General features: G+C 71.8%; 12 protein-coding genes and 1 pseudogene. 7 read left to right on the top strand and 6 right to left on the bottom strand.

Annotation, left to right across the window (positions count from 1 at the left end; translation table 11 throughout):
• Positions 1-1,983 (top strand): FUSC family protein (locus tag G6045_RS34355; RefSeq protein WP_408056399.1); only part of this gene is annotated, 1,983 nt, incomplete at its 5' end.
• A 46-nt stretch (positions 1,984-2,029) separates the two neighbouring features.
• Here G6045_RS34355 and G6045_RS34360 read toward each other — a convergent pair.
• The 3 genes from G6045_RS34360 to G6045_RS34370 all read right to left on the bottom strand — a co-directional run bounded on the left by G6045_RS34360 (position 2,030) and on the right by G6045_RS34370 (position 4,848).
• Positions 2,030-2,815, bottom strand: coding sequence for an alpha/beta fold hydrolase (locus G6045_RS34360; protein WP_165336119.1), 786 nt, complete (start codon positions 2,813-2,815; stop codon positions 2,030-2,032).
• Between the two features lie 40 nt (positions 2,816-2,855).
• Positions 2,856-3,830, bottom strand: a complete 975-nt coding sequence (locus G6045_RS34365) for a helix-turn-helix domain-containing protein (protein WP_165336120.1) — start codon at positions 3,828-3,830, stop codon at positions 2,856-2,858.
• A 193-nt stretch (positions 3,831-4,023) separates the two neighbouring features.
• A complete protein-coding gene (locus tag G6045_RS34370) occupies positions 4,024-4,848 on the bottom strand; it encodes a hypothetical protein (RefSeq protein WP_165336121.1) in 825 nt (274 codons plus the stop codon).
• Between the two features lie 162 nt (positions 4,849-5,010).
• On the opposite strand from G6045_RS34370, the gene G6045_RS34375 reads away from it, so the two are divergent.
• The 3 genes from G6045_RS34375 to G6045_RS34385 all read left to right on the top strand — a co-directional run bounded on the left by G6045_RS34375 (position 5,011) and on the right by G6045_RS34385 (position 7,223).
• Positions 5,011-5,484, top strand: coding sequence for an RrF2 family transcriptional regulator (locus tag G6045_RS34375; RefSeq protein WP_206344565.1), 474 nt, complete (start codon positions 5,011-5,013; stop codon positions 5,482-5,484).
• A gap of 45 nt (positions 5,485-5,529) precedes the next feature.
• Entirely contained in the window at positions 5,530-6,708 is a 1,179-nt protein-coding gene (locus G6045_RS34380; RefSeq protein WP_165336123.1) for an MFS transporter, read from the top strand.
• A gap of 125 nt (positions 6,709-6,833) precedes the next feature.
• Positions 6,834-7,223, top strand: a complete 390-nt coding sequence (locus G6045_RS34385; RefSeq protein WP_235968501.1) for a RidA family protein — start codon at positions 6,834-6,836, stop codon at positions 7,221-7,223.
• Between the two features lie 11 nt (positions 7,224-7,234).
• Here G6045_RS34385 and G6045_RS34390 read toward each other — a convergent pair whose 3' ends face one another.
• Together G6045_RS34390 and G6045_RS34395 are read right to left on the bottom strand one after the other, a co-directional pair.
• Positions 7,235-7,630: a hypothetical protein gene (locus tag G6045_RS34390; RefSeq protein ID WP_206344564.1), complete on the bottom strand. Its 396-nt coding sequence runs from the start codon at positions 7,628-7,630 to the stop codon at positions 7,235-7,237.
• A 42-nt stretch (positions 7,631-7,672) separates the two neighbouring features.
• Positions 7,673-8,164, bottom strand: a complete 492-nt coding sequence (locus tag G6045_RS34395) for an SH3 domain-containing protein (protein ID WP_165336125.1) — start codon at positions 8,162-8,164, stop codon at positions 7,673-7,675.
• Between the two features lie 202 nt (positions 8,165-8,366).
• On the opposite strand from G6045_RS34395, the gene G6045_RS34400 reads away from it, so the two are divergent.
• The 3 genes from G6045_RS34400 to G6045_RS34410 are packed head-to-tail and all read left to right on the top strand — an operon-like array spanning position 8,367 to position 10,869.
• Positions 8,367-8,942 (top strand): NADPH-dependent FMN reductase, encoded by a 576-nt coding sequence (locus G6045_RS34400; RefSeq protein ID WP_165336126.1) that lies wholly within the window; start codon positions 8,367-8,369, stop codon positions 8,940-8,942.
• A gap of 53 nt (positions 8,943-8,995) precedes the next feature.
• Positions 8,996-10,021 (top strand): ATP-binding cassette domain-containing protein, encoded by a 1,026-nt coding sequence (locus tag G6045_RS34405; protein WP_165336127.1) that lies wholly within the window; start codon positions 8,996-8,998, stop codon positions 10,019-10,021.
• A complete protein-coding gene (locus G6045_RS34410; RefSeq protein ID WP_165336128.1) occupies positions 10,018-10,869 on the top strand; it encodes an ABC transporter permease in 852 nt (283 codons plus the stop codon). Before G6045_RS34405 ends, G6045_RS34410 begins: the two co-directional genes overlap by 4 nt.
• 2 nt (positions 10,870-10,871) lie before the next feature.
• On the opposite strand, the pseudogene G6045_RS34415 reads toward G6045_RS34410, so the two are convergent.
• Positions 10,872-11,964 (bottom strand): annotated as a pseudogene (locus tag G6045_RS34415) (ATPase); the annotation flags it as partial.

An 11,964-nucleotide genomic window follows, 5' to 3' on the forward strand; every position in this document is an offset into this window, starting at 1 on the left:
TCCCACTCCCGCGAAGCCACCCCCACCTTCACCCCACCCGAGTGGCTCGTCAGGACGTTGGGGACGCTCAGGCCCAGTCCCGCGCCCGTTCCCTGGCCCGCTGTGTTCCGGGCCGCCGTTGCGATGACGTTGCCGCTCGTGATCGGGCTGGCCACCGATCACGTCGCGTACGGGGCGCTGGCGTCCATGGGCGCGCTGTCCGGGGTCATCGGTGACACCGCGTCCGCGTACCGGATGCGGGTCATCAACATCGCGATCCCCCAACTCTTCGGCGCCGTCGGGGTGTTGCTCGGCACGCTCGTCTACGGGCAGGGCTGGCTGGCCGTCGGGGTGATCACGCTGATCGCGCTCGTGTCGGGGATGATCTCGACGATCGGCGCCGTGGCCTCCGTATCGGGGCTGCTTCTGCTGCTCAACTCGATCATCGGGGCGGGTCTGCCCATGCCGGGTGAGTGGTGGCTCGCGCCGCTGCTCATGACCGGCGGCGGTCTGCTCGTCCTCCTGCTCGCGCTGCTCGCGTGGCCGCTGCGGCAGGGGAAGGCCGAGCGGACCGAGGTCGCCGGGGCCTACCGCCAGGCCGCCGCCCTGCTCGAGGCGGCGGGCGGGGACGCGGGAGCGTACGAGGACGCGCGGCAGGCCGTCACGCAGTCGCTCAACCAGAGTTACGACCTCGTGCTCGCCCGCCGCACCCGCGACCACGGCCGCAACCAGGACCTGGTCCGGCTCGTCACGCAGCTCAACGCCCTCACCCTGATCGTCGAGGCCGCCCCCGCCGCCCACCTGAGCGGCCGCCCGCTGCCGCCCGAGGTGGCCGACACGGTGCGCCGTCTCGCCGACGGCGTACAGGGCGGGGACCCCGAGCGGGTCGAACTCGATCTGCCGGACGCCGAGTCCACCGCGGGCCGCGCCGTCGAGCACGCCGTACGGCATGCGGCCGACGTGATCGCCGGCGAGGACCCGCACAACGTCGACGACCGCCTCGGCACCCCGGCCGCCCTCACCCAGCGCGCCCGCCGCGCCGCGCGGAACGTCTTCGTCTCCGCCGAGTCCTGGCGCTACGGAGTGCGCCTCGCGCTGTGCATCGGCATCGCGCAGGCGCTCGTCTCGCTGGTCGAGTTCGAGCGCTCGTACTGGGTCGCGCTCACCATCACCTTCGTGATGAAGCCCGACTTCGGGTCGGTGTTCTCGCGGGCGGTGATGCGCGCGGTCGGCACCGCCGCCGGTCTCCTGGTCGCCGCCGCGGTCCTCGCCGAGGTGCCGCGCGGCTGGTGGGACGTGCCGGTGCTGCTCGTCCTCGCCCCGCTCATCCCGGCCCTGACCCCGCGCGGATACGGGTACCAGACCGCCGCCATCACGCCCGTCATCCTGCTGCTGTCCGACACCATGAACCAGCAGGGCTTCGGCCTGGTCATGCCCCGCCTCTACGACAGCCTGATCGGGTGCGGGATCGCGCTCGTCGCCGGCTATCTGCTGTGGCCGGAGAGCTGGTCGACCCGGATCGGCGACCGGCTCGCGGACGCCGTGGCCGACACCGCCCGCTATGTCGAGACGGCCTTCCTCGACCCCGCCACCCCCGGCGTCCCGGACCCCGCGGCCCGCGCGCGGATGCGGCGCCGGCTGTACCGGGATCTGTCCTCCGTACGCTTGGAGTTCCAGCGCGCCCTCACCGAGCCGCCGCCCACCGGGCCCCGGGCCGCCGCATGGTGGCCGCTTGTCGTCGCGGTCGAGCGGGTGGTCGACGCGACGACCGCCGCACGTGTACGGATCCGGCACGGCGCACCCCGCCCCGCCCCCGAGGAATCGGCCGAACTCTGCCGTCACCTGGAGGAGTTGGCCGAGGGTCTGCGGGACACGGACACCCTGGAGGCGGTCTGCGTCCCGCTTCCGGAGGGCGACGACGACAGCGTCCTGGCCCCCCTGCGCCGCGAGATCCAGGCGACCCGCGCGATCGCCTCCCCTCAGACGGCCGACAAGACGGGCTGATCCGGGCCACAGCTCGGTGTGCGGTTCCCGATCGCGCGGGCGGGTGCTAGCCGAGCCTCGAAAGGAACGACCGCAGAGCCGAGTTGAACTCCTCGGGCCGCTCCAGGTTCGGCATATGGGCCGCGCCCTCCACCACGCACAGCGCCGAGTCCGGGAGCGCCGCGTGCATCGCCTCCGCGTCCGTGACCGGCGTGTACGCGTCGTCGCGGCCGACCACGACCAGGGCGGGGCAGGTGACGCGGGTCAACAGGTCCTGGTAGTCCGGGCGTTCGCCCCGTCCGCGCAGTGCCGCCGCCGCACCTTCCGGGGGCGCGCCGGTCATCATCCGCAGGACGTGCTCGGCGACGGACGGGTCCGCGTCCGGGGCCACCATCTTGTACAGGACGTCTTCCGCGTACGGCTTCATGCCCTCCCGTACGAGACGGTCGGCCATCTCCCTGCGGTGCGCCCTGCCCTCCTCGGTCTCCGCCCTGGGGAAGGTGTCGGCGAGGATCAGACCCCGGATCCGCGGGCCGAACTGCCGGTAGCAGTCCATGACGATCTGGCCGCCCATGGAGAGCCCGCCGAGGACGAACCGGCCGATGCCGAGGTGGTCGACGAGGGCGCGTACATCGGCGGCGAAGACGTCGAGGGTGGTTTTGCCGGGGACGACCGTCGACGCGCCGTAGCCGCGCAGGTCGGCCGTGATGACCCGGAAGTCCCGGCGGAATTCCGCCACTTGGGGTGCCCACATCGAGCGGTCGAAGGGGTGTCCGTGCACCAGGACCAGGGCGGGACCGTTGCCCTCGTCGTCGTAGTCGATCCGTGCGCCGTCGAGCTCTGCGTTCGCCATGGAGACGAGGCTAGGCGAGGAGGCCGCCCGGCCCCATGCGTTATATCCAGCCCCGACGGGTCGCGATCACCCCGGCCTGGAAACGGTTCGCCGCGCCCAGCTTGTCGTTGAGCGCGCTGATGCGGCGGCGCATCGTGCGGACCGACCAGCCCAGCTGGCGCGCGATCGCCTCGTCCTTCAGGCCGGCGACGAGCAGCGTCAGCATCCGGCGGTCGTCCTCCGCGAGGGGGTCGTCGGCGGGGGCGTCCAGCGGAGTCGCCGTACGCCAGCACAGCTCCCAGTAGTCCACCAGACCGTCCAGGAGCGCCGAGGGCCGCAGCACCGCCGCGCGCACCTCTCCCGTGAAGTCCAGGGAGAGGGGGAGCAGGGCCAGGCGCCGGTCGGCGATCGCCAGCTTCACGCGCAGGCCCGGCAGCACTCGGGCCTCCTCGCCGCGCGCGATCAACTCGCGGATGTCGCCGAGGACTCCGGGCCACTCCAGCGCTTCCGGCGCGTAGACCGCCCGATAGCGGACACCTCGCGTCAGGGCCGTCGCCTCCACGGGGTTGGACGTCGTCAGGGCGTACGGGGGCCGGTCGAGGGTGATGACCTCCTCGCGCGCCTCCTGCTGGAGCCGTACGAACCAGCGTCCCAACGCCTCGCTCCCGACGACGACTTCGACCTCCTCGGTACCGCCGGACTGGGCCGCGTCGAAGAGCCGGGACAATTCGCCCGCTGCCTCCCGGACCGTGTCGAGTTCGGCGGTACGGGAGCGGACAAGTGCCTCGATCGCGGCAACCGGCTCGATCGCGGCATACCGGCGGCGTGCGCCCGAAAGCCTCCCCACCAGGCCGAGTTCGCGCAGCCGGTCGAGCGAACGGGCGGCGCGGTCCGTGGAGCAGTCGAGGGGTTCGGCGAGTTCGGCGGGCGCGGCGGTGTGGCGGACCAGCATCTCGAGGTAGACGCGCTCGTCGAAGGGGTCGACCCCGGCCGCGGTCAGCTGTCGGCGGGCGGTGTCGAGTGACTCGTGGGGCATGCGGGGATGGTGGCCTGTGTGTGCCAGGGACCGCAATGGGCCAAGCCGAATCGTTGTCCGGACCACTTGGGGGACGTAGGACGTGTACATGGCCTGGTCCGGCCCGGGGGGGGCCACCGGGCCGTGCGCCGCACGGAGTCTGTGGGGGCTTCGTGCGGCGCACGCTCGCTGTTCCCTGGCGGCGCTCCCGCTGCTAGGCGCGCCGCCGCAGTCCCGGAACGCGGCGGCTGAGATATACGGCGAGGGCCACCACGAGCCCCACCGCGGCGATCACCCACACCGCTGTCCGCAGGCTCGACGTGAGGGCGTCGAAGACCGCGCCCGCCGCCCCCTTGGACACATCGGGCGGCAGGTCCGAGAGCGTCAGGCGCCGTGAGATCCACAGCCCGAGCCCGAGCAGCGCGGACGCCAGCGCCATCCCGAGCGCCGTGGCGATCACGGCCTTGCGTCTGCGTACCGCCAGAGCGATGCCCGCCACCGCGCAGAGCACGGCGGCGACGGGCAGCCAGATCCCCGCGACCTGCAACATGTGGAGCCCTTTCCTGAGCTGCACCAGATCCTTCGACTTCATGACCTCGACCTCGGTGTGCTGCACCGGGATCCGCCGCGCGAACGGCACTCCGTCGGCCACCAGCTGGTCCTTGACCTCCTGCGTGATGGGCGCGAGGTCGATCACGACACTGCCGTCGTCCCCGGACTTCAGGGCCTGCTGCACCGCCTCGTGCGCGGCCCGGATCGCCGCGTTCCAGGCGGTCCGGTAGGCCTCGGTGTCGGTGAAGGACTCCACCGCCTCGTGCACGAAGGCGGTCAGCGTCCCCTGGAGCGGCCCGGCGTCGATGTGCTTGCCGATCTCGCCGGCCACGGCGTCCGCGACCGCCTCCTGCACGTCGGGGTCCTTGGCGAGCGGCGCCATCGCGGCCACGTAGTTCTCGGTGTCGCCGATCTGGTACTTCGCCCAGGTGGAGAGCTCGCCGAGCGGCGTCAGGACACAGGCGAGCACGAGCAGCAGCGCTGCCATGAGACCTCGGGTCCTGTGCACCCTTCCCACGCTCGGTGAGCGGGGTACGGGGCGCGAGCGGGGGTGGTACGGGTGGGCTACTCGTGCGGCCGCGTACCGGTTCCGCTTGCCTCTGTCCGCTTGCTTCGCTAATCCTGGACATCTAACATCCAGATTATGAAGATGAACGAGGGCGTGGAGTGGGCGCTGCACAGCTGCCTCAACCTCGACTGGATCGGCGAGGGCCGTGCGGTCACGGCCGCGCGCCTCGCGGCGTACCACGCGCTGCCCACCGCGTACCTCAACAAGCAGCTCCAGGCCCTCGCCCGGGCCGGGATCGTCACGTCCACGCCAGGCCCGAAGGGCGGCTTCCGCCTCGCGCGCCCGCTGGAGCGGATCACGCTGATGGACGTGGTCGTGGCGATCGAGGGGCCGGACGAGGCCTTCCGCTGCGCGGAGATCCGTCAGCAGGGGCCCGGCGAGATGCCGCACACCGGGCATGAACTGCCGTGCGCCTTCGCCGAGTCGATGGCCAGGGCCGAGCTGGCCTGGCGCAAGGAACTCGCCGCGTGCACGCTCGCCGACGTACGCGAGCGGGCCCAGCGGCGGGCGCCGGCGGCGCGGGAGACGCTGCGGCGCTGGTTCGAGAACAGCTGAGGTGCTCGTCCCTGTGATGGGGGCCGACGAAGGGGGTAATTCTGGATGTCGAATGTCCAGGTGAATATCCAGGTGGGAGAGAAGGCCGCAGGCGTACGGGGATGGCTCGCGGTGGCCGCGGTCGCCCTCGGCATCTTCACGGTGATCACCGCCGAGCTGCTGCCGGTCGGTCTGCTCACCCCGATGGGCAGCGCGCTCGAGGTCTCGGACGGTACGACGGGACTCCTGGTCACCGTGCCCGGTCTGGTCGCGGCGGTCTGTGCGCCGCTGCTGACGGTGGTGTCCGGGCGGCTTGACCGCCGGCTCGTCCTCGCCGCCCTCATGGCCCTGGTCGCCGTGGCGCACGTGGTCTCCGCGCTGGCCGGGCACTTCGCGTACGTGCTCGGGGCGCGGGTGCTGCTCGGGGTCGGCATCGGCGGCTTCTGGGCCTTCGCGGGCGGTCTGGCGCCGCGCCTGGTGCCCGCGCATCAGGTGGGGCGGGCCACCGCCGTGATCTTCGGGGGCGTGGCCGCGGCCTCCGTGCTCGGGGTGCCCGCCGGCACCCTCGCCGGTGAACTCGGCGGCTGGCGGCTCCCGTTCGCCGTCCTGGCCGGGCTCTCGCTGCTGGTCCTGGCGGCGCTGCTCCTGCTGCTTCCCCCGCTGCCGCCCCAACGGGGCCTGACCACCGGCGACTTGACCGCGCTGCTGCGGCGCAACCCCCGCGTCCGTACCGGACTGACGCTCACCGCCCTGCTCGTCACCGGTCACTTCCTCGCGTACACCTTCGTACGCCCGGTCCTGGCCGAGCGGTACGGCATCTCCGGCGCGGCCGTCGGCTGGCTGCTGCTCGGGTACGGAGTGCTCGGCCTCGCGGGCAACTTCTTTGCGGGAGCACTGGGTCCGCGCCGCATCCTGCTCATCTCGTCGGCGCTCACCGCCGCCCTGACCGCACTCGCCCTGCTGCCGGGCGGGAGCGTGACCGGCGCTCTGCTGCTGCTCGCGTGGGGACTGGCGTACGGCGGGGTGTCCGTGGCGTTGCAGACCTGGTTCCTGACCGCCGCGCCCGACGACATCGAGGGCGCGACCTCGCTCAACGTCGCCGTCTTCTGCCTCTCCATCGCCCTCGGCGCGCTGCTCGGCGGCCGCCTGGTCGACTCCCTGCCCATGGCCGCGGTGCCCGCCGCCGCGGCCGCACTCGTTCTCGCCGCCGCACTGGTGGCCCACCGGAAGGAAACCCGCCCATGACGCACGACCACCGCACGGACCGCAGCACCGACGCCCGCCCGGACCGCAGCACCGACGCCCGCACGGACCGCAGCACCGACGCCCGCACCGACCACCGCACAGAAGCCCGTGCCGACCGCCGCACCCTGCTCAACCCGTCGGCCCTGCACGACCCCACCGGTTACGGCTACACCCACGTGGCCGCCGCGGCCGGGCGGCAGGTCTTCATCGCCGGTCAGTACGCCTCCGACGAGACCGGTGCGGTCGTCTCGGACGCGTTCGACGCGCAGGTCGCGTGGTCGATGGCCAATCTCCGTACGGCACTTGGGGCCGCGGGGCTCGACTTCACGGACGTCGTCCGTATCGGCACGTACATCGTCGACCACGACGAGGAGAAGCTGCACGTCCTCCTGAAGCACCTGCGCGCGGCATGGGGCGAGCGCCTGCCCGCCCAGACCTTGATCGGGGTGGCGGCGCTCGCCCTGCCGGACATGCTGTTCGAGATCGACGCGGTGGCGGTACGCGACCAGGCGTAGCCCCCCGGTCCTCAGTCTTCGCTGGTGTAGAAGCGGTAGAACGCGGCGCACGCCACGGCCGCTCCGAACAGCCCCGCGTTGCCGGCGGACCGCAGCACGCTCTCGCCGGTGAGGCTGTAGAGATAGCCGAACGCGATGCCCGCGAAGGCGCCCCAGGCCAGCGCGCGGGCCTCGCGCGGCAGCCTCGGGGCCAGCCTGATCACGGCGAGGAAGACCACGGCGAAGGCGACGGTGGCGATGATGCCGAGCCAGACGTTGCCCGCCGTAATGGGTCCGCCCGAGCGCTGGATCGCCGCGGCCCAGTAGCCGTAGACGAGCGCGAGGGCCGGGGTGAGCTTGACGGCCCAGCCGCTGAGTTCACCGGAGCCGAGGCTGGTGCCGGTGGGCCGGGGTGCCGCATGAGCCATGGGACTTGTCCCTTCGTGTGCCGGGATCGGTGGTGTGCCGGGTCAGCGGTGGTGGCGCCACTCCTGGCGGCACGCATTGCACGGATCGTCCTGCCGGCACGGGTTGCTGTGGTCGTGCCGGTGGTGCTGCTGGTTGCCCGAATTGTTCGCGGAGGGGCGCCAGTTGCCGCAGTCGGGGACGCCCCGGCTCGTCGAGATGTACGCGCCGCTGGCCCATGCGCGCTCGCCGGTCAGCCAGAACCACGACGCGTTTCCGTTCACGTTCTGGCCGTAGACCGCGCACTGGATGCGGTCGCTCGCGCCGTGGGCGAGCCGGCCGACCACCGCGGACCAGGTGTTGGGCTCGGCCCGCAGATTCAGGCTGCCGCCGGAGACCACCGTGCCCCAGATCGGGCCGTTCTCCCACTGCGGGGCGGCGGTCACTGCCCCGGTGGCCGGGGTGGCCGCGTTCGCCGGGCCGACGGCCGGGACGGTCAGAGCCGCTGCCGCGAGCATCGTGACGGCCAGTGTTCGCAGGGCCGGGGACGTGTGCATGTTCGCCCTCCTTCATCCCCTCCGGGACTCCGGGATCCCCTCCTCAAGGAAATCCCCCATTCGGCGGATCTGCCACCCGAACCCCAGGTCACGGGCCTGCCAGGCCGTCCGCCAGGTTCGCTAGATCTCATCTGGCGACCTGCATGCCCCGGTCTCGCGCCTTCTGGATGAGAGCAGGTACGAGGACGAGGGAGGCGGCACGATGCAGGACCGCGAAGGAGCCGGACGCCCCCTCGACGTGGCCGTGATCGTCGGGTCCACCCGCGAGGGCCGGATCGGCGCCGACGTGGCGCGCTGGTTCACCGAGCGGGCCGCCAAGCGCGGGGACCTGCTGCTCGACGTGATCGACCTGGCCGACTACCCGGACTTCCCGGCCGTCTATCCGGCCACCCCGACGGACGCGATGGCCCGCTTCACGTCACGCATCGCCCGCGCCGACGGCTTCGTGATCGTCACGCCCGAGTACAACCGCAGCTTCCCGGCCTCGCTCAAGCAGGCCATCGACTACGCCTACGACGAATGGCACGCCAAGCCCGTCGGCTATGTCGCCTACGGCTTCGACAGCCGGGGACTGTACGCGGTCGAGCACTTGCGGTGCGTGTTCACCGAGCTGCATGCGATGAGTTTGCGCGACTCGGTCGGTCTGCATCTCGTCGGGGAAAGCCCGGGACCTTCCGACGAGAGGGACGACCGGGCCGTCACCGCCCTGCTCGACCAGCTCGTGTGGTGGGGGCTCGCCCTCAGGGAAGCCCGGGCCCGGCGCCCGTACACCTCCTGACCGCGCACAAGAAGACAGAGACACCCGATCAACTCCCGTGGAAGGAACGGAAGATGAGCAAGAACACAGCGGCATCGTCAGGAGGCCTGGCGATCGAGACCGCGGGTCTGGTGAAGACCTTCGGCGAGAACCGGGCCGTCGACGGCGTCGACCTCGCCGTCCCGGCCGGCACCGTCTACGGCGTCCTCGGTCCCAACGGCGCCGGCAAGACCACGGCCGTCAAGATGCTCGCGACCCTGCTGCGTCCGGACGGCGGCGAGGCCCATGTGTTCGGCCACGATGTCGTACGGGAAGCGGACGCCGTCCGCAGCCGGGTCAGCCTGACCGGCCAGTACGCGTCGGTGGACGAGGACCTGACCGGCACCGAGAACCTGGTCCTCCTCGCCCGGCTGCTCGGCCACAACAAGAAGGCCTCGTACGAACGCAGCGCGCAGCTTCTGGAGGCCTTCGGTCTGACCGAGGCGGCGGGGCGCCAGGTGAAGAACTACTCGGGCGGTATGCGGCGCCGTATCGATATCGCCGCGTCCATCCTCAACACCCCCGACCTGCTCTTCCTCGACGAGCCGACCACCGGTCTCGACCCGCGCAGCCGCAACCAGGTCTGGGACATCGTCCGCGCGGTCGTCTCGCAGGGCACGACGGTGCTGCTGACCACCCAGTACCTGGACGAGGCCGACCAGTTGGCGTCCCGTATCGCCGTGATCGACAAGGGCAAGGTGATCGCGGAGGGCACGAAGGGCGAGCTGAAGGCGTCGGTCGGCGCGGGCTCCGTGCACGTACGGCTGCGGGACGCGCACCAGCGCCCGGACGCCGAGCAGCTGCTCAAGCTGACGCTGGACGCGGCCGTGACCCTGGAGCCCGACCCGCTGGCGCTGACCGCGCGCGTGGGCGGCGCCGGAAACGGTGAAGCCGCCGCCGAGCAGGCCTCGCGCGCCCTGGCCGAGCTGGCCCGCGCCGGCATCACGGTCGACAACTTCTCGCTCGGGCAGCCGAGCCTGGACGAGGTCTTCCTCGCCCTCACCGACAAGAAGCCCGCGACCGGCCAGGAGCCGGCGCTCGCCGAGGAGGCAGCAGTATGAGCACCGCGACCACCACCACCGAATCGGCCGAACTCGCCCCGGTCTCCACCGAGACCCTCGCCGACTTGCTCATCGCCAAGGAGCGGCCGCCACGGCCCAGTGCGTGGTCCGCCTCCTTGTCCTTCGGGTGGCGGGCGATCCTGAAGATCAAGCATGTGCCCGAGCAGCTCTTCGACGTGACCGCGTTCCCGATCATGATGGTCGTGATGTACACGTACCTCTTCGGTGGTGCGATCGCGGGCTCGCCGAGCGCGTACATCCAGCAACTCCTGCCCGGCATCATGGTGATGAGCGTCGTGATGATCACGATGTACACGGGTGTCGCGGTCAACACGGACATCGAGAAGGGCGTCTTCGACCGCTTCCGTACGCTGCCGATCTGGCGGCCCGCGCCGATGGTCGGCTATCTGCTCGGCGACGCCCTGCGCTACACGATCGCGTCCCTGGTGATGCTGGCCGTCGGCCTGATCATGGGCTTCCGTCCGCATGGCGGTGTCGTCGGCGTCGTGGCCGGGATCGCGCTGCTCATCGTCTTCTCGTTCGCGTTCTCGTGGATCTGGACGATGTTCGGTCTGATGCTGCGCAGTGAGAAGTCGGTGATGGGCGTCAGCATGATGTTCCTGTTCCCGCTGACCTTCCTCAGCAATATCTTCGTCGACCCGGTGACGATGCCGGGCTGGCTCCAGGCCTTCGTGAACAACAGCCCGATCACGCATCTGGCCACGTCCGTACGCGAGTTGATGGACGGCCACTGGCCGGCGGCCGACCTGGCGTGGACGCTGGGCTGGGCCGGACTGCTGCTGCTCGTGTTCGGGCCGATCACGATGCGGCTGTACTCGAAGAAGTAGGTCTACAACCGCCAGCCCGGGACTGGACCCGAGGGCCGGTAGGCGCACGTAGCCCCCGTGCTGATGGCCCCACGCAAGTGGGCCGCCAGCGCGGGGTGCCGTGCGTCCAGGCGGCGCAGTGTGTCCCGGATGCGGGCCGTCACCGCCTTGCGGGCCCGTTCCGCCTCGTCGCCGAGGCGGCGGGTGCGGCCGCCGAGGCCTGCGGCCCGCCGCAACTCGTCGAGCAGCGCGGCCCGTTCGCGGACGAGCTTCTCCGCGCGCTCCGGCGTCGGCGCGCGGTCGATCTCCTCGTCCAGGCGGGCCAGATGCCGCTTGTAGCGGCGCTTGGCCTCGTCGTCGAGGACCGCGTCACCGCCCATCGACCCGGCCGCGACCACCTCGGCGCCACCTTCGGGGGCGAGCAGGTGGACCGCGGGGACGTCCGCGCCGGGGCGGCTGAGCAGCAGCCGCAGATCGCGCAGGCCCTTGGCGTCCGGCATCGCGACGGTCCGGCCCTCGTAGGTGAGCTGCCATACGGCTCCGTCGAAACGGAACGCGTAGGCGGACGGCGCCGGTTCATGGCGGTCGGTCAGCAACGGGCGTACGCGCGCGGCCACTTGGAGCATGCCCAGCTCGTCCGCCTCCTGGCTCACCCGCTCCGCGAGCGTCGGCGCGGCCGGCAGTCCGCGCGCCGCCATGACCTGCGCGAGCCGGGAGTTCGCCTCGAGCGCCCAGGGCCTCGACTGCAGCAGCTCCGCCGAGCGTGCGGCCGCCGTGAAGCCTTCGGCGGCCTCCTCGAGATGGCCGAGCGCCTGGTCGCACAGGGCGATCCAGTGCATCGCGGGGCCGCTGATGTCCCAGCCGAACATCGACACCAGCCAATGGTCGGCGTACGGGAGGAGCGCCTCGCGGGCACGTGTGCACAGTCCGGGTTCGCCGGAGGCCGCGGCGGCCTGGGCCTGGAGGCGCAGCCGCAGCGGCAGAAAGCCCTGGTCGCTCTCGGCGCCGCGGTCGAGCAGGTCGCGGGTGAGGGCGATGGCCGCGGCGAGCTCGGGGTCGAATCCGGGGCCACCCCCGCCACCGTCTCCGCCACCGGGCCCATCCCCGGCACCGAGC

It is taken from the genome of Streptomyces mesophilus, from assembly GCF_011044995.1.
GTDB lineage: Bacteria > Actinomycetota > Actinomycetes > Streptomycetales > Streptomycetaceae > Streptomyces > Streptomyces mesophilus.

Excerpts from the sequence above, each read along its gene's own strand:
- G6045_RS34360 (WP_165336119.1), bottom strand. The coding sequence starts at position 2,815 with ATGGCGAACGCAGAGCTCGACGGCGCACGGATCGACTACGACGACGAG.
- G6045_RS34365 (WP_165336120.1), bottom strand. The coding sequence starts at position 3,830 with ATGCCCCACGAGTCACTCGACACCGCCCGCCGACAGCTGACCGCGGCC.
- G6045_RS34370 (WP_165336121.1), bottom strand. The coding sequence starts at position 4,848 with ATGGCAGCGCTGCTGCTCGTGCTCGCCTGTGTCCTGACGCCGCTCGGC.
- G6045_RS34375 (WP_206344565.1), top strand. The coding sequence starts at position 5,011 with ATGAACGAGGGCGTGGAGTGGGCGCTGCACAGCTGCCTCAACCTCGAC.
- G6045_RS34380 (WP_165336123.1), top strand. The coding sequence starts at position 5,530 with ATGTCGAATGTCCAGGTGAATATCCAGGTGGGAGAGAAGGCCGCAGGC.
- G6045_RS34390 (WP_206344564.1), bottom strand. The coding sequence starts at position 7,630 with ATGGCTCATGCGGCACCCCGGCCCACCGGCACCAGCCTCGGCTCCGGT.
- G6045_RS34395 (WP_165336125.1), bottom strand. The coding sequence starts at position 8,164 with ATGCACACGTCCCCGGCCCTGCGAACACTGGCCGTCACGATGCTCGCG.
- G6045_RS34400 (WP_165336126.1), top strand. The coding sequence starts at position 8,367 with ATGCAGGACCGCGAAGGAGCCGGACGCCCCCTCGACGTGGCCGTGATC.
- G6045_RS34405 (WP_165336127.1), top strand. The coding sequence starts at position 8,996 with ATGAGCAAGAACACAGCGGCATCGTCAGGAGGCCTGGCGATCGAGACC.
- G6045_RS34410 (WP_165336128.1), top strand. The coding sequence starts at position 10,018 with ATGAGCACCGCGACCACCACCACCGAATCGGCCGAACTCGCCCCGGTC.